This is a genomic window from Pseudomonas sp. LBUM1679, from assembly GCF_059695565.1.
The window spans coordinates 2,821,740-2,841,929 of sequence record NZ_CP166774.1; the positions used below are offsets into that span (position 1 = coordinate 2,821,740).

Below are 20,190 nucleotides of genomic sequence, written 5' to 3' on the forward strand. Positions count from 1 at the left end.
AAACACGGCTGAAAAGGCTTGATGCAAGCATCCAGGACCCTCCCATGCAGATATTGAAACAACACACTACAGCTGCGTCGTTGCCGACGCCGGCTACAGGACGCAAGGGCAGGCGTGGGCCGTTCAATTTGCTGCGCTGGTTCTCCTTCGGCAGCTTTTTCATCATCGCTGCCGTGGCGCTGGGGTTGGGCTCTGTTTCCACGCGATTCGTGGTGACCGAGAGTGTCGAACGCGATTCCATACTGACCGCGCAGTTCATTCAGGCCATGGGTGAGGCCGAAATCCGCCATGCTTCGATCAGCCCGAACCGAACCATGGGCGAAATGCTCGATCCGCGCCAGGACCAGGCGTATCCCGACGTCGAACCGGCGACCCGAGCCGCCGCGCGCATCGAGTTTCTCGATCATGTGGAGCATTTGCCCGACCTGCTGCTGGCCACGGTGTATGCCCTGGACCGTACCGTCGTCTGGTCGACCAACCCCGAGTTGATCGGCGTGCGCATTGAAGACGATGAAGAGCTGGATGAGTCCTTCGACATGAAGGAGGCGGTGTCCACCAGTTACCACGAAATTGTCGAGGAACGCCCCGAGCAGCGATTGCTGCGCGAGCCCGAATACCTGTTCATCGAGAACTACATCCCGATGTTCAATGCCGACAAAAGCCAAGTGATCGCCATGGTGGAAATTTACAAGGAACCGGTGGATCTGGTGGCGCGCATCCAGCGCGGTTTCAAGGCCATCTGGCTGGCGACCGTGCTGGGCGGCGCTGCGATTTACCTGGCGTTGTTCTGGATAGTGCGGCGTGCGGCCAAGCTGCTCGAGAGCCAGCAGAAACAGCTGATCAGCAACGAGACCTTTGTTGCCCTGGGGGAAATGTCCTCGGCGGTGGCTCACAGCCTGCGCAATCCGCTGGCGAACATACGTTCCAGTGCCGAACTGGCCCAGGACATCGCCAGCCTGGGCGCGCAGAAGAACATTGGCGACATCATCAACCAGGTCGATCGCATGTCACGCTGGGTCCGGGAACTGCTGATGTCGTTGCGGCCAGTGAATGACGACGATGAAACAGTGGACCTGGTGCTGGCCATCGACGACACCCGGGGTGCCTTCGACGCGCTGATCAAGCGCTACGGTGTCGAGGTGCGTTTCACGCCACAGGCTTGTCCGCTTATTGTCAGCCAAAAGGTATTGCTCACGCAGATTCTCAACAGCCTGTTTGCCAATGCCCTGGAAGCCATGCCCAAGGGCGGTGTGCTCAGTATCGATATCGAGTCGCCGCAGCCCGGGCGGGTGTGCATGACCCTGAGCGACACCGGCAAGGGCATGAACCCGCAGCAACAACAAATGGTGTTCAAGCCGTTTTTCACCACCAAACAAGGCGGGTTGGGCGTAGGCCTGGCCCTGGTCAAACGAATAATGGAGCGTTTCGACGGCTCGGTCGAACTGACCAGCCGGGAGCAGGAAGGAACCCGCGTCAGTCTCAACTTTATAGTGGCAACGGGAGGGGAATATGGAGCGCAGCATACTGCTGGTCGAGGATGATGAACTCCTCGCCGAGAATATTCAGACCTATCTGGAGCGCAAAGACTTCGAGGTGACAGTCTGCCACTCGGCCGAGGATGCACTGGAGCAATTGAGCACGTTCGTGCCTGATGTGGTGCTCACCGATAATTCGCTGCCGGGCATGAGCGGTCACGACCTGATCCAGAAGCTGCGCATCAGCGCGCCGGACCTGAAAGTGATCATGATGACCGGTTACGGCAACGTCGAAGATGCCGTGACGGCGATGAAAGAGGGCGCGTTCCATTACGTCACCAAGCCGGTGGCCCTGCCGGAGCTCAAGCTGTTGCTGGACAAGGCCCTGGCCACCGAACGGATGGAACGCACGCTGTCGTTCTATCAGGAACGCGAAGCGCAGAAGTCCGGGGTGCAGGCCTTGATCGGCGATTCGGCGCCCATGCAGTATCTGAAAAACACCATCGGCCAGTTGCTCGACGCCGAGCGGCGGATGGCCAACACCGATCTGCCGCCGGTACTCGTCGAAGGCGAGACCGGCACCGGCAAGGAACTGGTGGCCCGGGCGCTGCACTTCGACGGTCCGCGCAGCAAAGGCCCGTTCATAGAATTCAACTGCGCGTCGATTCCCTCCAACCTGGTGGAGTCGGAACTGTTCGGTCACGAGAAGGGCGCCTTCACCGACGCCAAGGACCGTCGTGTCGGGCTGGTGGAAGCGGCCGATGGCGGTACGCTGTTTCTCGACGAAGTCGGGGAAATGGACCTGTTGCTGCAAGCCAAACTGTTGAAGTTGCTGGAAGACCGGACCATTCGCCGGGTCGGTTCGGTGAAGGAGCGCAAAGTCGATTTGCGGGTGATCAGCGCCACCAACTGCAACCTCGAACAGATGGTCCAGCAGGGCAAGTTCCGCCGCGACCTGTTCTTCCGCTTGCGCATCATCTCGATCAAGGTGCCGCGCCTGTATGCCCGTGGCGAAGACATCCTGGTGCTGGCCCGGCATTTCCTGGCGGCCCATGGCAAACGCTATGGCAAGCCGAACATGCATTTCAGCGACCAGGCCGAAGAGTTGCTGCTCAACTACAGCTGGCCGGGCAACGTGCGCGAGTTGCGCAACATGCTGGAGCAGACCGTGCTGCTGGCCCAGAGCGACACCATTGCCACCCACCAGTTGAACGTGTGCCTGAGCCTGGTGGACGAGCCGCTGGCGTACCAGCAGGAACCCCAACACAACGAGCCGCGTCCGGCCTACAACGGCACCGAGTCGATGAACCTGCCGGAAGTGGAGCGCGACATGGTGCGCAAGATGCTCGACAAGACCGATTGGAACGTCACCAAGTCCGCACGGCTGCTGGGCCTGAGCCGCGACATGCTGCGTTACCGGATCGAAAAACTCGGCCTGGCACGCCCGGACAAGCGTCAGTGGTAGACCTCGGATGCCTGTTCCGGGCGGCTGAGGCAGGCGAGCAGGCAGGTGGGGTCAAGTACTTCTTCGTTGACGTAGACGCCGCGTTCCGCATCGTAGGAGCGGATGAACACCCGCACGGTGGCATCCGCGACTGTGGGTAATCGTGAATCATAGAACACATGCTGGCTCGCAATCGGAATGAAATCCCTCGGGGCCGTCGGGATATACGACCGCGGCGGCACCGTGCTCAGGGACGGCGGAACGGGATGGGCGAAGGGTTGGTTCTCGCCGTAATAGTTGAACTCGCTGCTGTAATCGGTGGTGGGGGTCAGGTCGTCCGCATGGGCGGCGGCGGTCAGGCAGAAAGCGAACGCTAGCGTCAGATCGGTTTTGTTCATGGTTACACCTGCGAAATCGGTAGTCCCGCATTTCCCCAAGGTCATTAACTATAGCTGTCCTGCGGGCACACGTTCGCGCTGCCTGGATTACAAGATCGCAACAAACGCCAAATGGGTTTTTTCAAAACGCTGATCTAGGGGGCGTTCTCAATTAGTTTCCCCTCCGCGCCGGGTCTGCTGTTGTGCAGGGCAAGGCGCGAGAAGCGTGGTTTGGTCATTCCAAATAAGCTTCGAGCAACGCAGCCCTGCACAACAGCAGGCCCGGCCCTTCGGGTTGTGCCTTAAAGCGGGCCAGGCTGCGTTGCAGGCCTTGGAAAGGGAACAACCATTCCCAGCGGCCTGCGCCTTGCCTGGCCCGCTTTAAGGCGACAACGCGGTGGGGAAACTAATTGAGAACGCCCCCTAGACTCGTGCCGGCCAATCAAGACCCGAGTTCTGGAGTGTGCAATGGAAGTGCCGACAAAAGAAAACGCCATCGCCAGCAACCGCGATGCCTGGAATGACTCCGCCCGACACCACAAGGACGCCCCTGAGTGGCAGGCCATTTTGAGTGCCGTGGGCCGTGGGAATTTTTCCTGCCTGGACGAGACCCTGACCGTTTTGCTGGAGCAGGTCGGCGTCGATGGCAAGGATGTGGTGCAACTGGGCTGCAACAACGGACGCGAAAGCCTTTCGCTGTTTGCGCTGGGTGCCCGCAGCGTGGTCGGCGTCGACCAGTCCGCAGCCTTTCTCGATCAGGCGCGGGAGCTGGCGTCCCATTCGCCCCATGCGCCTGAATTTATCGAGGCCGACATCCATCATCTGCCGGGCGAACTTCACGAGCGTTTCGACGTGGCGCTGATCACCATCGGCGTCTTGAACTGGATGCCGGACATCGGCTCATTCTTCCGCCATGTCGCGCAAACCCTCAAGCCTGGCGGCAGCCTGGTGGTGTATGAAACCCATCCGTTTCTGGAAATGTTCGACCCCGAGGCAACCGATCCCTATCGCCTGGACAGCTCGTACTTTCGCCGCGAACCCTTCGTGCAGGAACAGCCGATCGTTTACGAAGGCAAAGTCGAACAGCCCTGCGCGGCGTCCTACTGGTTCGTGCATACCTTGGGCGCGATCTTCACCGGCGCCATCGACGCCGGGCTGCGGATCAGTCACTTCAAGGAGTACCCGCATTCCAACCGCGAGGAACTTTATGACCGGTATCAACAGCAGAAGGCGCAGTTGCCGTTGTGTTTTACGTTGGTGGGGGTGAAGGGTTGAGTGTCTGAGCTGAATTATGTGTAGCTGCCACTGACGCCATCGCGGGCAAGCCCGCTCCCACAGGTATTGTGTCCGTTCACCTACTCGGCGAACGACGCGGTCTTGTGGGAGCGGGCTTGCCCGCGAAGAACGATAACGCGGTGCCTCTGCCGTCCGCTATCCTAGGCCCACTGACCTCAACGAGCCTGCCCCCATGCTGTCGGTCCAAGGCGTCTTCAAAAGCTACGCCACTCCCCAGGGTCCATTGCCGGTGCTGCAAGGCGTCGACCTGAGCTTGAAACCGGGCAGCAGCCTGGCGTTGATGGGCGAGTCGGGCAGTGGCAAGAGCACCTTGCTGCACTTGATCGCCGGGTTGGACAAGGTCGATCGCGGCAGCATCATCAGCGGCGGGCATCGCCTGGAACAGATGAGCGAAGGGCAACTGGCGAACTGGCGGCGGACGGAAATCGGCCTGGTGTTCCAGCAGTTCAACCTGATCGGCAGCTTGCGCGTGGAAGACAATCTGGCGTTTCAGGCACGGCTGGCGGGGCGCCATGATCCGCGTTGGCAGGCGCATCTGGTGCAGCGTCTGGGGTTGGCTGATCTGCTGCGGCGTTATCCGGAGCAATTGTCCGGCGGGCAACAGCAGCGGGTGGCGCTGGGCCGGGCGCTGGCATCGCAACCAAAACTGCTGCTGGCCGACGAACCTACCGGCAGCCTTGATGAAGCCACCAGCGACGAAGTGTTGAAGTTGTTGCTGGAACTGCTCGACGACAGCCCCACAACCTTGTTGATGGTCACCCACAGCCCCCGGGTCGCGGCGCGACTGGCGGAGAAAGTGGTGCTGCAGGGTGGCCGTCTGGCTGGCGCGGACGAGCGCTGAAGTGCGGATCTTCGGCGAAACCTTGCGGGCGCTGCTCAGCCATTGGCGGCAGCACCCGGTGCAATTTTTCAGCGTGCTGACCGGGCTCTGGCTCGCCACCAGTCTGCTGGCCGGCGTGCAGGCGCTGAACAGCCAGGCGCGGGACAGCTATGCCCGGGCCAGTCAGCTGATCGGCGGTGAACCCCAGGCCAGCCTCAGTACGCCCAGCGGCGCGACCTTTTCCCAGCAAGTATTTGTCGACCTGCGCCGTGCAGGCTGGCCGGTGTCGCCGGTGCTGCAGGGCCGGCTAATACTCAAGGGACATGAAGACCAGCGCTTGCAGCTGATGGGCATCGAGCCGGTGTCGCTGCCGGCCGGTTCCGCGGTAGCCGGGCAGGCACTGGCGATCGAGCAGATCGTCGAATTTTTCAGTCCGCCAGGCAGGACCTGGATTTCGCCGCAGACCTTGCAGGCCCTGGGCTTGCATGAAGGTGAACAGCCGTCGAGCCTGGGCGGTGTGGCATTGCCGCCGCTGCGTGTTGAAAACGAGATGGCCCCCGGTGTGTTGCTTGTGGACGTCGGCGTCGCCCAGCAGGTGTTGGGGCTGCCGGATCAACTGTCGCGCCTGCTGTTGCCCAGGGATTTCAGCGCGACGCTGCCCGATCAATTCAAACGCCAGCTGCAATTCAAGAGCAGCGGCGAAGAGAACAATCTCGCGCGCCTGACCGAGAGCTTTCACCTGAACCTCGATGCCCTGGGGTTTCTGTCATTCGTGGTCGGCTTGTTCATCGTTCACGCCGCCATCGGCCTGGCGTTGGAGCAACGCCGAGGATTGTTGCGAACCTTGCGCGCCTGTGGCATCAGTGCCCGGATGTTGATTGCGTGCCTGAGCATTGAACTGGGTGGACTGGCACTGATCGGCGGCCTCGCTGGAGTGATCAGCGGCTACTTGCTGGCCAGTGTGCTGTTGCCGGATGTCGCCGCCAGCCTGCGCGGGTTGTATGGCGCCGAAGTGGCGGGGCAGCTGAGCCTCAGTCCGTGGTGGTGGCTCAGCGGCGTCGGCCTGAGTCTGCTCGGCGCCTTGCTGGCAGGTGCCAACAGTCTGTGGCGGGCAGCGCGTCTGCCGTTGCTGGCCCTGGCTGATCCGCAGGCCTGGCATCAGGCCCATGCGCGCTGGTTGCGACGCCAGGGGTGGGTGGCCGGGACTGCCGCTGTGATTGCGCTGCTGGCATTGCTGCGGGGCGATAGCCTGGCCAGTGGTTTCGTGCTGATGGCCGCGCTGTTGCTCGGCGCCGCGCTGGCGCTGCCGGTGGTGCTCAATAGCGTGCTGAGCCTGGTGTTGCCGCGCAGTCGATCGGTGCTCGGCCAATGGTTTGTTGCCGATTGCCGCCAGCAACTGCCGGCCCTGAGCCTGGCGTTGATGGCGCTGCTGTTGGCCCTGGCGGCCAACATCGGGGCCGGCAGCATGACCGCCGGTTTCCGCCAGACCTTCAGCGACTGGCTCGAACAACGGTTGACCGCCGAGCTCTACCTCAACCCACAAAACCCGGCCCAGGCCAGGGAACTGCACAGCTGGCTCAAACAGCAACCGCAGCTCACGGCGGTGCTGCCCAACTGGCAGGTGTCTGTCCAGGTGCAAGGGTGGCCGGCGGATGTCTTTGGCGTGATCGATCACCCGACCTATCGCTGGCACTGGCCGCTGCTGGAAGCCTTGGGCGACAAGCCGTGGGAGCGCCTGGCCAGCGACGATGCGCTGATGCTCAGCGAGCAACTGGCCCGGCGCTTGAAGGTGCGCCTTGGCGATCACCTGACGATACCGACACCGGGCGGCCCGTGGTCGCCACAGATCGTCGGGATCTACGCCGACTATGGCAACCCCAAGGGCCACATTCTGGTCAACGCCGACCACCTGCTGCGCGCCTGGCCGCAGTTGACCCCCAACCGCTTCAACCTGCGCATCGACCCGCCGTCAATCCCGGCATTCCTGACGGCGCTGCAAGCGCGCTTCAATCTCGATGACAGCCGTATCGTCGATCAGGCGCGGCTCAAGGGCTGGTCCACGCAAGTGTTCGAGCGCACTTTCGCCGCGACTGCTGCACTCAACAGCCTGACCCTCTGCGTGGCGGGCGTGGCGTTGTTCATCAGCCTGTTGACCCAGAGCCAGAGCCGCCTGGGGCAGCTTGCGCCACTGTGGGCGCTGGGTGTGACGCGCCGGCAATTGATGCTGCTCAACCTTGGGCAAACCTGGTTGCTGGCGGTGCTGACGTTGGTGCTGGCATTGCCGTTGGGTATCGCGCTGGCCTGGTGCCTGAATGCTGTGATCAACGTCCAGGCCTTCGGCTGGCGCCTGCCGCTGCAGGTGTTCCCGCTGCAGCTGTTGCAGTTGCTGGGGTGGGCGCTGCTCGCGACCTTGCTGGCGTCGGCGTGGCCGCTGTACTCGCTGTATCGCACGCAACCGGCGGATCTGTTGAGGACCTTTGCCCATGAGGATTAAGGTCGGTGTGTTGATCCTGGCATTGCTCGGCGGGTGCGATCACCCGGCGCCTGTCGAGAAAGGCTTCGCGGGGCTGGGCAATCAGGCTGCCGCGTTCAAGCCGGTGGTGCCTGGCAGAGCCTTCAGTTTCCCGGCGGATCACGGCCCTCACGACGGTTTTCGCATCGAATGGTGGTATGTCACCGCCAACCTCAAGGACGCTCAGGGCAACGAGTTCGGCGCGCAATGGACGTTGTTTCGCAGTGCATTGAACGCGGTGCCCGAGCAAGCTGGCTGGGGTAGCCCGATCATCTGGTTGGGGCATGCTGCGGTGACGTCGGCAACGGTGCACCACGCCGCCGAACGTTACGCCCGGGGTGGCGTTGGTCAGGCCGGGGTGAACCTGACGCCGTTCAGTGCGTGGATCGACGATTGGCATTTCAGCAGTCAGGCCAGCGCTGACAATCCTTTGGCCGACCTGCAGCTCAGCGCCCGGGACAAGGCGTTCAACTACCAATTGCGGCTGACCTCTACGCGTGCGTTGGTGTTGCAGGGCGACCAGGGTTTCAGCCAGAAATCCGAACAGGGCCAGGCGTCCTACTACTACAGCCAACCGTTTTTCCAGGCCAGTGGCACACTCGAAATCGATGGCAAGGCACATCAGGTCAGCGGCCCGGCATGGCTCGATCGCGAGTGGAGCAGCCAGCCGCTGACCGCGAATCAAACGGGCTGGGACTGGTTTTCCCTGCACCTGGACAGCGGCGAACAGGTCATGCTGTACCGCATGCGGCATAAGGACGGCGCGCCGTACCTAACCGGCACCTGGATCGACGCTCAAGGGCAGACGCAGTCATTGCACGCCGCCGACATCCTGCTCACACCGCAGGGCACGGCGAACGTCGCCGGCCGTTCCATGCCCGTGCGCTGGTCGATCAAGATTCCCGGCAAGCAACTCGACATCACCCTCAATGCCCTCAATCCCAATGCCTGGATGGATTTGCGCATTCCCTATTGGGAGGGGCCGGTGCAGGTGAGTGGCAGCCATGGCGGGCAGGGGTATCTGGAAATGACCGGCTATTAAAATCAAAAGATAGCGTTGCACCCGTAGGAGCTGTCGAGCGAAGCGAGGCTGCGATCTCTTGATCTTGATCTTGGTCTTGACCCAATCCCACCGGAACTCCGAACGCCGCCCGACCCTCTACCGTACGAACGCCCAAGCTGGAGCCCGTCATGAGCGACGACCTGAAACCGCCTGACCTTGCATCGTGGCAGCGCCTGTTCGAAGACAAGGCCTACTGGCAGCAGTCCCCCGATGCCCATTTCGCCGAGCTGTTGCGAGTGGCCGATGATTTGCTGGGGCAGGGCGCCATCGACCTCGAACAGTGGCAGGCCTTGAAGGCCAAGGCCGATCAATCCCATAAAGACTCGCCTGCAGTGAACGTCGCCCAGGAAGTCGACGATCCCCAAGCCTGAGGAGAACCGTCATGAACCGCAAAGCGCCTGAGACCACGGAACACCCCGACGAGCCGCGGCCGCCCGGAGAAGTCGAACGCGACAATGACGCCCTGCGCCCCACCGATCCGACCCGGCGCAAGGACAGCGGTAAAGGCACCGACAGTGGCGAATCCACCGCGCAGGAAACGGCGAAGACGCCCTGATCAAGGTCAATGCTCGTCGACACGGACATGGAAGGGATTGAAGTTCAGAGGCAGCGCAAGGATGGCTTATTACCAACCGTGAAATGCTAGTATGAAAATTGAGCATTGACTCTATATGCAATCTTGTACAACTTTTCTGTATAAGGTCGGTCAATGATCGAACTGGTGAGTTTAATCGGTGCATGTAATGATATTGGGATTGGCCTTTGAGAAAAATGTTTCGATAAATTTCATGTTTATATGCGCGGACATATTGTTGAAGTTGCATTAAAATACCGCCCGTTCGCCCAGTGTCAGGGCTCTTTACCAGTGCATGGATTGCCGAGGCCCCTACACTGGGCGAACACCTTTGCTGGAACATCACGTTAAAAGTTCCAGCACGAAAAATGGGCGACCGTCATAGTCGCCCATTTTTATTGGCGATCAATTCTCCTGATTCTATAGATGAATGTATTTCGCGCCACGCTATGCACATGTCATTCATTTGAATAATGCGCTGCAAAAATATATAAGCCAGATCAACCGCATTCAGAATTTATTCAGAAGATTTTTCCTCAAGTGCGCTAGAAGTTGCGCAGCGTTGTGCAATTTGTTGCACTCAACTGAAGACTTTGGTGCGCAGCAGCACAAACGTTCTTTTACAGCCAGGTCATTGCGCCACCTGGCGCGCATCAAGGCCATGCGCCATCACTCAATTCCAGCGGGCGACAAGTGAAACAAACTGTCACCGTGAAGGGTCCATCACACAGGTCCCCCCACGCGGTTCAGCTTGCGAAAACCCTGAAATGGAGTGAGAACGACATGAAAATCCTGATGGTCCTAACGTCACACGATCAATTGGGTGACACCGGCAAGAAAACCGGCTTCTGGCTGGAAGAGTTCGCCGCACCGTATTACGTGTTCAAGGATGCCGGCGCTCAGTTGACGTTGGCCTCGCCCAAGGGCGGCCAGCCCCCCCTGGACCCGAAAAGCGATGAACCGGATGCGCAGACCGCGGCCACCGAGCGTTTTCGCAAAGACTCCGCCGCCCAGTCCGCCTTGGCGTCTACTGCCTTGTTGAGCAGTGTCAGAGCGGCAGATTACGATGCGGTTTTCTATCCGGGAGGCCATGGTCCCCTGTGGGATTTGGCCGAAGACCAGAATTCGATCGCGTTGATCGAGGCGCTGCACCAGGCCGGTAAACCGGTTGCGGCAGTCTGCCACGCGCCGGGGGTATTACGTCACGTCAAGGATGCGGACGGCCAGCCGTTGGTCAAAGGCAAGCGCGTGACGGGCTTCACCAACACCGAGGAGGAGGCTGTGCAACTGACGAATGTCGTGCCGTTTCTGGTGGAGGATATGCTCAAGGCCAATGGTGGTGTTTATTCCAAAGGCGCTGATTGGGCGAGCTACGTGGTCACGGATGGCCTGTTGCTGACGGGGCAGAATCCGGCGTCTTCGGAAGCGGTGGCTGAGGCACTTTTGGCGAAGCTGAAATAAGATCAAGATCAAAAGATCGCAGCCTGCGGCAGCTCCTACATGGGTTTTTGCACACCCGCAGGAGATGGGTTTGTGAACACCCGCAGGAGCTGCCGCAGGCTGCGATCTTTTGACGGCGTTAACGGTTAATCGCTTAATGCTGCGAAACACTGCTCGATCGAACGCCGTTGCGTCTCGGCATACAACCCCAACTCATCGATAGTCGGTCGCCCCAGCGCCTTTTCGAACGCTTGGCGATTGGAATGCACGCCATAGTGAGTCTGTGCCGCATCGCCCAGGTTCGACTGAAAAATCCCCGCCGCGCTGACCGGCAGGAAATCCTCGTACACCAGGGGTTCAACCCGCAAGTAGCCCCCGCTCAGCAGGTCCTCCAGGGTTGAGGATTTCAGCGCGTCTGCCCCCAGGCCTTTTGCCGTAACGAAGTAGCGAAAGTACGCCAGTTCCTGGAGCCGCATACCTTCATAGGTATCAGGGAATTCACTGAAGTGCTGCGCCATCAGCTCGTTGTAGCGGACCGCGTTGGCCTCGTTGGGGAAATCGTCGAGTTCGTCCCGGGCGGCATTGAGCAGGCGGTCGTAAAGCGCACGGCCCTTGGGGGTGAGCGCGGCACCGCGCTGTTCGATTTCACCGAAGCGGGCACTGTGGCTGCCGCCAGCCCCGGCTTGATCGGTGAAGGCGACGGGTTCGTCCAGGGCCTTGAAACTGGTCTGGCGCAACAGGATCGGGCACTGACGGCGGGGCGGTCCTTCGATCACCGCTTTGGGCGTGATGCCGTGGGCGGGCATTTGCGCCTGGACGATGTCGATGTCCAGGGTGCGCGGTGTCAGGTGATTGATGTGCGGGCCTTTGAACGCCACCACGTCGGCGATCAGGCGATGCTGGGCGCTGAGTTTGCGGTACTGCTCGGCGGTGACAGTGGCGCTGTGGTGCCAGCGGAAGGTTTCCAGGGCCTGCTCGACGAAGTCCTGGGCTTGCTGTTCGGTCAGGCCGCCCTGGCTTTCGGCGCGTTCGATGAGAATCAGCGCTGCCGGGGTGAAAATCGAACGCTTGTCCAGTACCGACTGGGCGAACGCCCGAAGTTCCAGGTCTTCGATCAATTCCAGGCGCAGCAGCGAGGTGAACACGCGAAACGGGCTGACCTGCAATGCCGCCTCATGCACGGCACGGAATGCCGTGGAATGTACCGGTACGCCGGCCGGGGTCAGGTCGTAATAACCCACCGGCTGCATGCCCATGACCGCGAACAGGCGGGCGAGGGTGGCGAGTTCAGCGGCGGTGCCGACCCGGATCGCGCCATGTCGCTCCAGGTCCAGCCGTTCGATTTCCCCGGTGCCGTGCAACTGGCGGGCGATCTGCGGATCGCTGTCCACTACATGGCGGTTGGTCTGTTCCACCAATTCCATTAGCGCGCCATACAACGGCACTTCTTCGCGGTACATGTCGGACATCGCTTTGGAGAAGCGTTGGCGGATCAGGTCAGGGCTGACGAAGTTCGGGTGGCTCATGAAAAAGGATTCCTGGCGCGGTGACGTGAAGGATGAGGGAAAAGATCGCAGCCTTCAGCGGCGCCGACAAACGAAGAATCTTCCGGACTTCATTCTGCCAAGGACTGCTTGCTCAGTGCAGCCGTTGGTCCTGCGGGCTTTCCGAGCGCTGGGATGCCAAAAACTCCCGATAGACCCGCGCCGTGTGCGAAGGGTCTTCGACCATCGGCAGATGGCCGATGCCTTCCAGGATCTCCACCCGCAGATCGTCGATGCCTTTACTCCAGATGGCCACGCTGCTGACATCGATCAAGCGGTCCTTGCGCCCCCACACCAACAGCGCCGGGCACCTGATGTCGGGCAGCCGCGGTTCCATCGGCGCACTGGCGCGATAATCCCTGAAGATTTCTTCCAGTTCATCGCAGGCCTGTTCGTAGCGCTGGGCGATGGCGTCCAGCACCACACCGGGCACCCACGGCGGCTGGACCATGGTCATGGCGTAAAAATGCTGGAATTCTTCTTTTGAATGAATCAGGAACGGGTTGTGACCCTTGGCCAGGTGGCGCTCCAGGTCACTGACCTCGGGGGCGGTGACCCCGGCCGGGTCGATCAGGGCGACCGAGACAATGCGGTCCGGATAAGTGGCCGCCAGCCACGCTGCCATGTAGCCACCCATGGCGCTGCCGATCACATGGACCTTTTCGACGCCGCAGACGTCGAGCAACTGGATCATCCGCTTGGCCTGCAGCGCAATGTCGTAACCGCCGCCCGCCTTGAAGCCGGTTTCCCCATGACCGGCAATGTCGGGGATGATCACCCGATAGTTGCCGACAAAGTGCCGGGCAAAACGCAGCCAGATCTGCTTGTCGGCGCTGAAACCGTGGAGCATCAGCACACTGCTGGACGCCTCGTACGGCCCGCCTTGCCAGGTCGAGACGGTCATTTCCGTGATCGGCACGACGAGCTTGTGCAGGCGATACAACTTGGCTTCTGCCGCCATGTTCAGCTCATACAGCCAGTGCCCGATGGCCGGGTAGCTCAACCAGCTCCAGGCCACGAAAACCGCGATTGCGACAACCAACAAAAGCATCAGCGTCTTCCTTCTATCTGATCAGGACAGGTTGTGATCGGCAGGAGTCAACCATTTCAGTGTAGGTCCGTTCCGCTTAGGGGCGAACTTCGATGTGCGCAGGCCTGGTTTTTTTCGATGGACCAACACCGTCACCTGTAGGAGCGAGCTTGCTCGCGAAGATCTTGAGGGCGACGCGCTTATCCAGATACAACGCGTTATCGTTAACGTCCTTCGCGAGCAAGCTCGCTCCTACAGCCGACGGTAGTTAGACCGCCAGCCGGTGATGGCTATTTAACGTTGCCCTGATAGACTTCCAGCACATCTGCAACCCCGGTATGTTCAGGTTCCGTCAGCGGCATAGAGGCCCCATGGAAAAAACGGGAGGAAAAGGACTTTCACTGGCCAGGAGGCTGTATACATCGCGCATCCTGGGCCTGGCCCTTGGGCTGTTGTGCGTGGGCGCGGCGATGTATCCACTCGATCCGGCACCGTGGGTCTGGGTGTTGATGCTGCTCAACGGCATCCTCTGGCCGCACGTGGCCTACCAATGGGCACGCCGGGCGAAGGTGCCCTTCCACGCCGAACACCGCAACATCCTGGTAGATGCCTTTCTCGGCGGTTTCTGGGTCGCCGCCATGCAATTCAACCCGCTGCCCAGCGCGGCGACGCTGTCGATGATGGCGATGAACAATGTGGCGATCGGCGGGCTGCGTTTCCTGCTGGTGGGGACCGTCGCGCAGGTGCTGGGGGGCGGTATCGGCTGGCTGATTTTCAAGCCGTTGTTCATCCCGCAGACCACCCCGTTGCAGTTGTATGCCTGTCTGCCCCTGCTGAGTCTCTATCCGTTGGCGCTGGGCTGGATCTGTTTCCGTCAGGCCACGACCCTGGGTCGGCACAAACGTGAGTTGCTCGCCCTGAGCCGCACTGACAGCCTCACCGGCCTGCTCAATCACGGCGCCTGGAAGGATCAATTGGAAGTCGAATTCCAGCGCTGCCAACGCCAGCATCGGGGCGGGGCGGTTGCCCTGATCGACATTGACCATTTCAAAACCATCAACGACACCTACGGCCATGTCGCCGGGGATATCGTGTTGCGCCAGCTGAGCAAGATGCTCAAACAGAACCTGCGGGCAGCCGACCTCGCCGGGCGTTACGGTGGCGATGAATTCTGTGTGATCCTCCCGGATCTGCCCCTCGCCAGCGCCGCCGCTGCCATGGACGCCCTGCGAGATCGCTTCGCCACGCTGGGCTATGAGCAGAATCCGGCACTGAAAGTCAGTCTGAGTATCGGCCTGGCTGCCTTCAATCCGGCCCACACCGACGCGACCTTCTGGCTCAACGATGCCGACCGGGCGCTGTATGAAGCTAAATCGACGGGGCGCAACCGGGTCATCTGCTGCGGCGATGGCAGGCCTCGTCGCGAATTGCTCGACCCGGTCTGAGGACCTGCACTGGCCCCCTGTAGGAGCTGGCTTGCCAGCGAAAGCGTACTTCCAGACAACATTTTATTGGTTGACACACCGCTTTCGCTGGCAAGCCAGCTCCTACAGGGGAGCGGTCATTCAGGTTCGTATGCGTCGCATTCGGTGTAGAGCCTTGCAGCGTAGTCAGGTAGGGTTTCAGCTCCCCTGACACGAAACAAGGATCGATTCATGACGCTCAATCTCCCTCGCTCCCTGCTCGCCACCAGCCTCGGCTTGACCCTCGCCTTCGGCGCCTTCGCCCCCGTGGCGTTCGCCGAACCCCACAAACAGATCCTCGCCGATTCCGAACAGTACAAGGGCGAAGCCCTGAAACTGCTGGAGCGGCTGGTGAACATCGACTCCGGTTCCGGTTATGAACCGGGCCTGACCCAAGTCAGCGACATTGCCATCGACGAGTTGAAAAAACTCGGCGCCACCATCGAACTCGTGCCGAACACCCCGGACAAAAGCAACCATGTGCTCGCGACCCTGAAAGGCACCGGCAAGGCGAAAATCCTGTTGATGGCGCACATGGACACCGTATTCAAGGAAGGCTCCGCGGCCGAGCGGCCATTCCACATCAAAGAGGGGCGCGCCTACGGGCCGGGGGTGATGGACGACAAGGGCGGCATCGTCGCCGGCATCTATGCGCTGAAAGTCCTGAAAAACCTCGACTTCAAGGATTACGCGCAGATCACCTTCCTGCTCGATGCCAGCGAAGAAACCGGCTCGGACATCGCCACCGACCTGATCAAGAAAACCGCCAAGGCCCACGACGTGACCCTCAACCTCGAGCCTGGGCGCCCGGCGGATGGCCTGGTAGTGTGGCGCAAAGGCAGTGCCACCGCGGTGGTCGAGGTCAAAGGCAAGGCTGCCCACGCCGGTGTCGCGCCGGAGTTGGGGCGCAACGCCGCGATGGAAGCGGCGCACCAGATTCTGCAACTGGGCAAACTGGGGGATGCGGAAAAGAAAACCACCATCAACTTCACTGTGATCAAGGCCGGCGACCGCACCAACGTGATCCCGGATCAGGCCACGGCCAAGGCCGACGTGCGGGCCGCGGTGCCGGAAGAGTTCGACCGGATCGAGAAGGACCTGGCGCGGGTGTCCAAGGACAAACTGATTGCCGAGACTGAAGTTACCACGACGCTGCAACGTGGCTTGCCGCCGATGCCGCAGACGGCGGAATCGGATCGGTTGATGGCCATGGCGCAGGGGATCTACGGTGAAATCGGCCGCAAGTTGACGGAAGAAGGCAGTGGCGGGGCGGCGGATGCCAGCCTCTCGGCCGGTGTGGGGACACCGACCCTGGATGGGTTCGGGATTGTCGGCGGCAATATTCATACGCCGCAGGAATACGCGGAAGTGGAAAGCGTGGCGCCGCGGATTTATCTGTTGTCGCGGATGATTATGGAGTTGGCCAGGAAGTAAGCGAAGCATGGATTAAGGCCGCGGGTTTAGCGGTGTAGCGACTGGCGCCTTCGCGGGCAAGCCCGCACATTAAACAGCGTCCGATTGGACAACTCGGTCAACTGTGGTAGCGAGCTTGCTCGCGAAGGAGTCCTGTCAGTCAACACAGCCATACCTGCCAAATTAAACAGCGTCCGATTGGACAACTCGGTCAACTGTGGGAGCGAGCTTGCTCGCGAAGGCGTCCTGTCAGTCAATACAGCCATACCTGCCGCACACTGTCACTCCTTGACGCTCATGAACTCCTGCGCCCACCGAATATATTCCTCAGGCTGCGTATAGGTATGCGTCAGTTCGGTCGCACTCAGGTCCGAGGCCTGGATAAAGATCTGCCGTTGTTCCCGCAGGCTGTCGTAAGTGGCCTTGATCGCAGCGAAGTACGCACCATGGCCGTCGATGGTGACCCGCACGCCCAGTTCGGCCAGGCGTTTGTCGTCGCGCAGCAGCGGGTTGCCGTAGGTGACCAGCATCAGCGGCACGCTCAGGTGCTCGGCGATCTGTTCGAGATGGTCGAAGTCCCGCACGCCCACCATGCAAATTCCGTCCGCCCCCGCCTGCTGGTAATGCCGGGTGCGGCTGATGATTTCCTGGACCGGCAGGATCCCCGCATGGGTGCGGGCGATGATCGCCATCTCCGGGTCGACCCGGGCTTCCAGCGCCGCGCGAATCTTGCCGACACCTTCGGCGACCGTGATCAGGTCGGTGGATTTGCGGCCGAACTGCGCCGGCAGCAGGGTGTCTTCGATGGTCAGTGCGGCCACGCCGGCGCGCTCGAGTTCGACGATGGTGCGCATCACATTGAGCGCGTTGCCGTAGCCGTGGTCGGCGTCGGCGATGACCGGCAATTGGGCCACGCGGCCGATGCGGGTGGCCTGCTCGGCGAACTCGCTGAGGGTGATCAAGGCAAAATCGGGGGCGCCCAGCACCTGCAACGACGCAACCGAACCGCCGAGGATCCCCACTTCAAAACCCAGGTCAGCGGCAATGCGTGCCGACATCGGGTCGAAGACCGACGCGGTGTGATAACAGGCATTGGAGGCGAACAGCTGGCGAAAGTTACGGCGCAAATCTTGATGAGAAAGCCTGGACATTTGAGTTCCACCAATGGAATGGACGGGCTTGAGCAAAAGTGTCAACGCCGAAGAAACAAAAGGCTATCACGCGCGAGGGGGAGAAATGATGACGAATTTGCAGGCGATTGCGCAATCACGCCGATTCCTGTGGCAAAGGCGCTTGTTGTGGCGAGGGAGCTTGCTCCCGCTCGGCTGCGAAGCGGCCGCAAAGATTTTGGGGCCGCTGCGCGACCCAGCGGGAGCAAGCTCCCTCGCCACAGTGTCATGGCCAATGCCAATGTTGGAGCTTTATCACGCCGCCACGGCCTGCGGTTGTTGATCGAGCAGCGGCACGGCGCGCACCGAGTTGCCGGGTTGCAGTTGCAGGCGTTTGGCGGTGAGGCGGTCGACGATCAGGCTATTTCCCATCCGACGTGCGCGAGCGCTGGTGATGCGGCAGTTTTCCACGCGGCGATTGTGGATCAGCCATACCGGTGCTTCGTCGTCCGGTGTGCCGATGGCCAGCACCAGTGGTTGGCTGTCGCGTACGGTGCGGATTTTCGAAATCGGCGCCTCGATGACCGGGCCGGCATCGAAAATGTCGATATAGCCCTTATGGGCAAAGCCTTCGGCGGTGAGGATTTTCAACGCCGGCCCGGTGCTCGGATGGGCTTTGCCGATCACTGCCCGGGCCTGCTCGGTCAGCAGGCAGGTGTAGAGCGGTTGGCGTGGCATCAGCTCGGCGATGAATGATTTGTTGCCCAGCCCGGACAAGTGATCGGCATGGCTGAAATCCATCTTGAAAAAATGCCGGCCCAGACTGTCCCAGAACGGCGAACTCCCTTGTTCGTCGGCGCTGCCACGCAGTTCTGCGATCAGTTTGTCGCCAAACAGGTGCGCAAACTCTGCAACGAACAATAGTCGCCCCAATGACAGTAATCGACCATTGTTGCCCTGGCGTTGATCGGGTCGCAGGAACAACGAGCAGATTTCCGATTGCCCGGTCATTTCATTGTTGAGGAACAAGGTCGGGATCTGCCGCTGGATACCCAGGTCCGGCGATGAACTGACCGTGAGCCCCACCCGGTAGTTGTACCAGGGCTCACGCAGGCCGACGGCCCCCGTCAGGGCGCTGACCCCCACCACTTGTTGATCGTCATCTTCGAGCACGAACAGGTAATCGGCATCGGCACGCTCGACCTGCCCGGCAAAGGTGCGTTGGGCCCAGCGCAGCCGGTGGGCCAGGCGTTCCTCACTGGCCGGCAGGGTGGTGAACCCGGGGCCGGCCTGCCGCGCAAGCGCGAGCAAGGCTGGCATGTCGGTGACGCTGGCCGGACGGACGATCATGATGCAGTTCCTTGTTCACGCTTGTTCGGACGCGGTCGTTGGGCACAGGGCCGGAGGCTGCTCACAGGGCAATCAGCCGGATCGGGCTGCCTTGTGTCACCTTCAGCGCCGCGCACATCCGGGCATTCAAGGCCACCGGTTGTCCCGGGTTGTAGTCCAGGTCGGCGACGATTGCGCGATAGTCCTTGAGTGAATCGTTACTCACCAGATAGCTGCCACGGGCATCGATGGCCAGGCCCGAGTGCGCGACACCGGCCCGGCTCTGCGCAATCGAGCGAATGTTCGAGGTACGCGCATACAGCATCGGGCCGCCGTCGAACAGGTCGATGTAGTTACTGGTCGCGAATCCTTCGCGCTCGAGGATATCGAAGGCTTCCTGGCCATCGGGGTGGATGCGGCCGATGCAATCCTGTGCGGCCTGGGGCAGCATCGGCACATAGATCGGGTATTGCGGCATCAGTTCGGCGAGGAAGGTCCGGCTCTCCAGGCCGCAGAGTCGCTCGGCCTCGGTGTAGGACAAGTCGAAGAAATGCTTGCCCAGCGCATCCCAGAATGGCGACCCGCCTTGATCGTCGCTGAAGCCGACGATCTCGGTAATCACCGCGTCGGCAAAGCGCCGCGAATGAGCGGCAATGAACAGCAGTCGCGCCCGTGACAGCAACTCGGATGCCGGCGTGCGCTCCAGCGCTGCATCGATATGAAAGCCCCGTAGCAAGGTGTGGCCACTGAGGTCGTGGCATAACGATAACGCGGGTACCCCGTGCTCGATGTTCAGCTCCCGCGAGGCACTGGTGAAGTGCCGGTTGCGCAGGCTGTAGAACGGTTGGCTGAAGCCTGCGGTGGCGAGGATTTCCGAACAGCCCGCCAACCGTCGGGTCGACGGGTCCTCCAGCACGAAGAAGTAATTCTCCGGGCCATTGCGCTGAACGTCTTTTTCGAATGAGGCGCCAGAATCGAGAATCCTGCGGCGCAAGCGTTCGGTGTCGTCCGGCAAGGACGTGACGCCCACCAGGCTTTCGCGGGCAAGTCGCTGCAACTGGGGCAGATCGGTTAACTCGACTGGGCGTAAGACCAGCATGGATGCACTCCTGTATCAATGGGTTCGGTGGTCGGCACCGGACCTGACTATCACTGTCGGTTTCCACGCATTGAATGGGTGATCGTCTGCATGACTGTCAGACGTCACACTTTATTTTTATCAGCCGTTAGTGGGTGGGGCAGCACTGTGCCGGCGACGGGTTTTTTGTTGAAATAGCCGTCGAACTTGCAACTGAGCGCAG

17 protein-coding genes are annotated in these 20,190 nt (G+C 61.0%); 11 read left to right on the forward strand and 6 right to left on the reverse strand.

What is annotated here, in order from left to right; translation table 11 throughout:
• The first annotated feature begins 44 nt into the window (after positions 1-44).
• Both ACA062_RS12960 and ACA062_RS12965 read left to right on the forward strand, forming a co-directional pair.
• Positions 45-1,541, forward strand: coding sequence for a sensor histidine kinase (locus ACA062_RS12960; protein WP_497456722.1), 1,497 nt, complete (start codon positions 45-47; stop codon positions 1,539-1,541).
• Positions 1,510-2,940, forward strand: coding sequence for a sigma-54-dependent transcriptional regulator (locus ACA062_RS12965; protein WP_497456723.1), 1,431 nt, complete (start codon positions 1,510-1,512; stop codon positions 2,938-2,940). Before ACA062_RS12960 ends, ACA062_RS12965 begins: the two co-directional genes overlap by 32 nt.
• On the opposite strand, the gene ACA062_RS12970 is transcribed toward ACA062_RS12965, so the two are convergent.
• Positions 2,931-3,317 carry a hypothetical protein gene (locus ACA062_RS12970; protein WP_497456724.1) on the reverse strand — a complete coding sequence of 129 codons (387 nt, stop codon included), beginning with the start codon at positions 3,315-3,317 and terminating at the stop codon, positions 2,931-2,933. The two genes, ACA062_RS12965 and ACA062_RS12970, sit on opposite strands and share 10 nt — an antisense overlap.
• Before the next feature lie 447 nt (positions 3,318-3,764).
• On the opposite strand from ACA062_RS12970, the gene ACA062_RS12975 reads away from it, so the two are divergent.
• From ACA062_RS12975 to ACA062_RS13005, 7 genes are all read left to right on the forward strand, one after another.
• On the forward strand, positions 3,765-4,571 hold the full coding sequence (locus tag ACA062_RS12975; RefSeq protein ID WP_497456725.1) for a class I SAM-dependent methyltransferase: 807 nt from the start codon (positions 3,765-3,767) through the stop codon (positions 4,569-4,571).
• A gap of 193 nt (positions 4,572-4,764) precedes the next feature.
• A complete protein-coding gene (locus tag ACA062_RS12980; RefSeq protein ID WP_497456726.1) occupies positions 4,765-5,433 on the forward strand; it encodes an ABC transporter ATP-binding protein in 669 nt (222 codons plus the stop codon).
• Between the two features lies 1 nt (position 5,434).
• On the forward strand, positions 5,435-7,906 hold the full coding sequence (locus ACA062_RS12985; RefSeq protein WP_497457409.1) for an ABC transporter permease: 2,472 nt from the start codon (positions 5,435-5,437) through the stop codon (positions 7,904-7,906).
• Positions 7,896-8,966 (forward strand): lipocalin-like domain-containing protein, encoded by a 1,071-nt coding sequence (locus tag ACA062_RS12990; RefSeq protein WP_497456727.1) that lies wholly within the window; start codon positions 7,896-7,898, stop codon positions 8,964-8,966. The genes ACA062_RS12985 and ACA062_RS12990 overlap by 11 nt, the downstream gene beginning before the upstream one ends.
• A gap of 149 nt (positions 8,967-9,115) precedes the next feature.
• Positions 9,116-9,358 (forward strand): hypothetical protein, encoded by a 243-nt coding sequence (locus tag ACA062_RS12995; RefSeq protein WP_497456728.1) that lies wholly within the window; start codon positions 9,116-9,118, stop codon positions 9,356-9,358.
• A gap of 11 nt (positions 9,359-9,369) precedes the next feature.
• Entirely contained in the window at positions 9,370-9,543 is a 174-nt protein-coding gene (locus ACA062_RS13000; protein WP_497456729.1) for a hypothetical protein, read from the forward strand.
• An 801-nt stretch (positions 9,544-10,344) separates the two neighbouring features.
• The gene (locus ACA062_RS13005) at positions 10,345-11,022 is read left to right on the forward strand and encodes a type 1 glutamine amidotransferase domain-containing protein (protein ID WP_497456730.1); all 678 of its coding nucleotides are present in this window, start codon (positions 10,345-10,347) and stop codon (positions 11,020-11,022) included.
• Positions 11,023-11,147: 125 nt separating this feature from the next.
• Here the strand turns inward: ACA062_RS13005 and hglS are convergent, their stop codons facing one another.
• On the reverse strand, positions 11,148-12,527 hold the full coding sequence (gene hglS / locus ACA062_RS13010) for a 2-oxoadipate dioxygenase/decarboxylase HglS (RefSeq protein WP_497456731.1): 1,380 nt from the start codon (positions 12,525-12,527) through the stop codon (positions 11,148-11,150).
• A 112-nt stretch (positions 12,528-12,639) separates the two neighbouring features.
• Positions 12,640-13,596, reverse strand: a complete 957-nt coding sequence (locus ACA062_RS13015; protein WP_497456732.1) for an alpha/beta fold hydrolase — start codon at positions 13,594-13,596, stop codon at positions 12,640-12,642.
• Positions 13,597-13,946: 350 nt separating this feature from the next.
• Between ACA062_RS13015 and ACA062_RS13020 the strand changes: the two genes are divergently transcribed.
• On the forward strand, positions 13,947-15,020 hold the full coding sequence (locus ACA062_RS13020; RefSeq protein WP_497456733.1) for a diguanylate cyclase: 1,074 nt from the start codon (positions 13,947-13,949) through the stop codon (positions 15,018-15,020).
• Between the two features lie 210 nt (positions 15,021-15,230).
• Positions 15,231-16,472, forward strand: a complete 1,242-nt coding sequence (locus ACA062_RS13025; protein ID WP_497456734.1) for a M20/M25/M40 family metallo-hydrolase — start codon at positions 15,231-15,233, stop codon at positions 16,470-16,472.
• Between the two features lie 260 nt (positions 16,473-16,732).
• Here the strand turns inward: ACA062_RS13025 and ACA062_RS13030 are convergent, their stop codons facing one another.
• From ACA062_RS13030 to ACA062_RS13040, 3 genes are all read right to left on the reverse strand, one after another.
• Entirely contained in the window at positions 16,733-17,602 is an 870-nt protein-coding gene (locus ACA062_RS13030; protein ID WP_497456735.1) for an isocitrate lyase/PEP mutase family protein, read from the reverse strand.
• A 273-nt stretch (positions 17,603-17,875) separates the two neighbouring features.
• The gene (astA, locus tag ACA062_RS13035; protein WP_497456736.1) at positions 17,876-18,910 is read right to left on the reverse strand and encodes an arginine N-succinyltransferase; all 1,035 of its coding nucleotides are present in this window, start codon (positions 18,908-18,910) and stop codon (positions 17,876-17,878) included.
• Between the two features lie 61 nt (positions 18,911-18,971).
• Positions 18,972-19,988 carry an arginine N-succinyltransferase gene (locus tag ACA062_RS13040; protein ID WP_497456737.1) on the reverse strand — a complete coding sequence of 339 codons (1,017 nt, stop codon included), beginning with the start codon at positions 19,986-19,988 and terminating at the stop codon, positions 18,972-18,974.
• Positions 19,989-20,190: the final 202 nt, after the last annotated feature.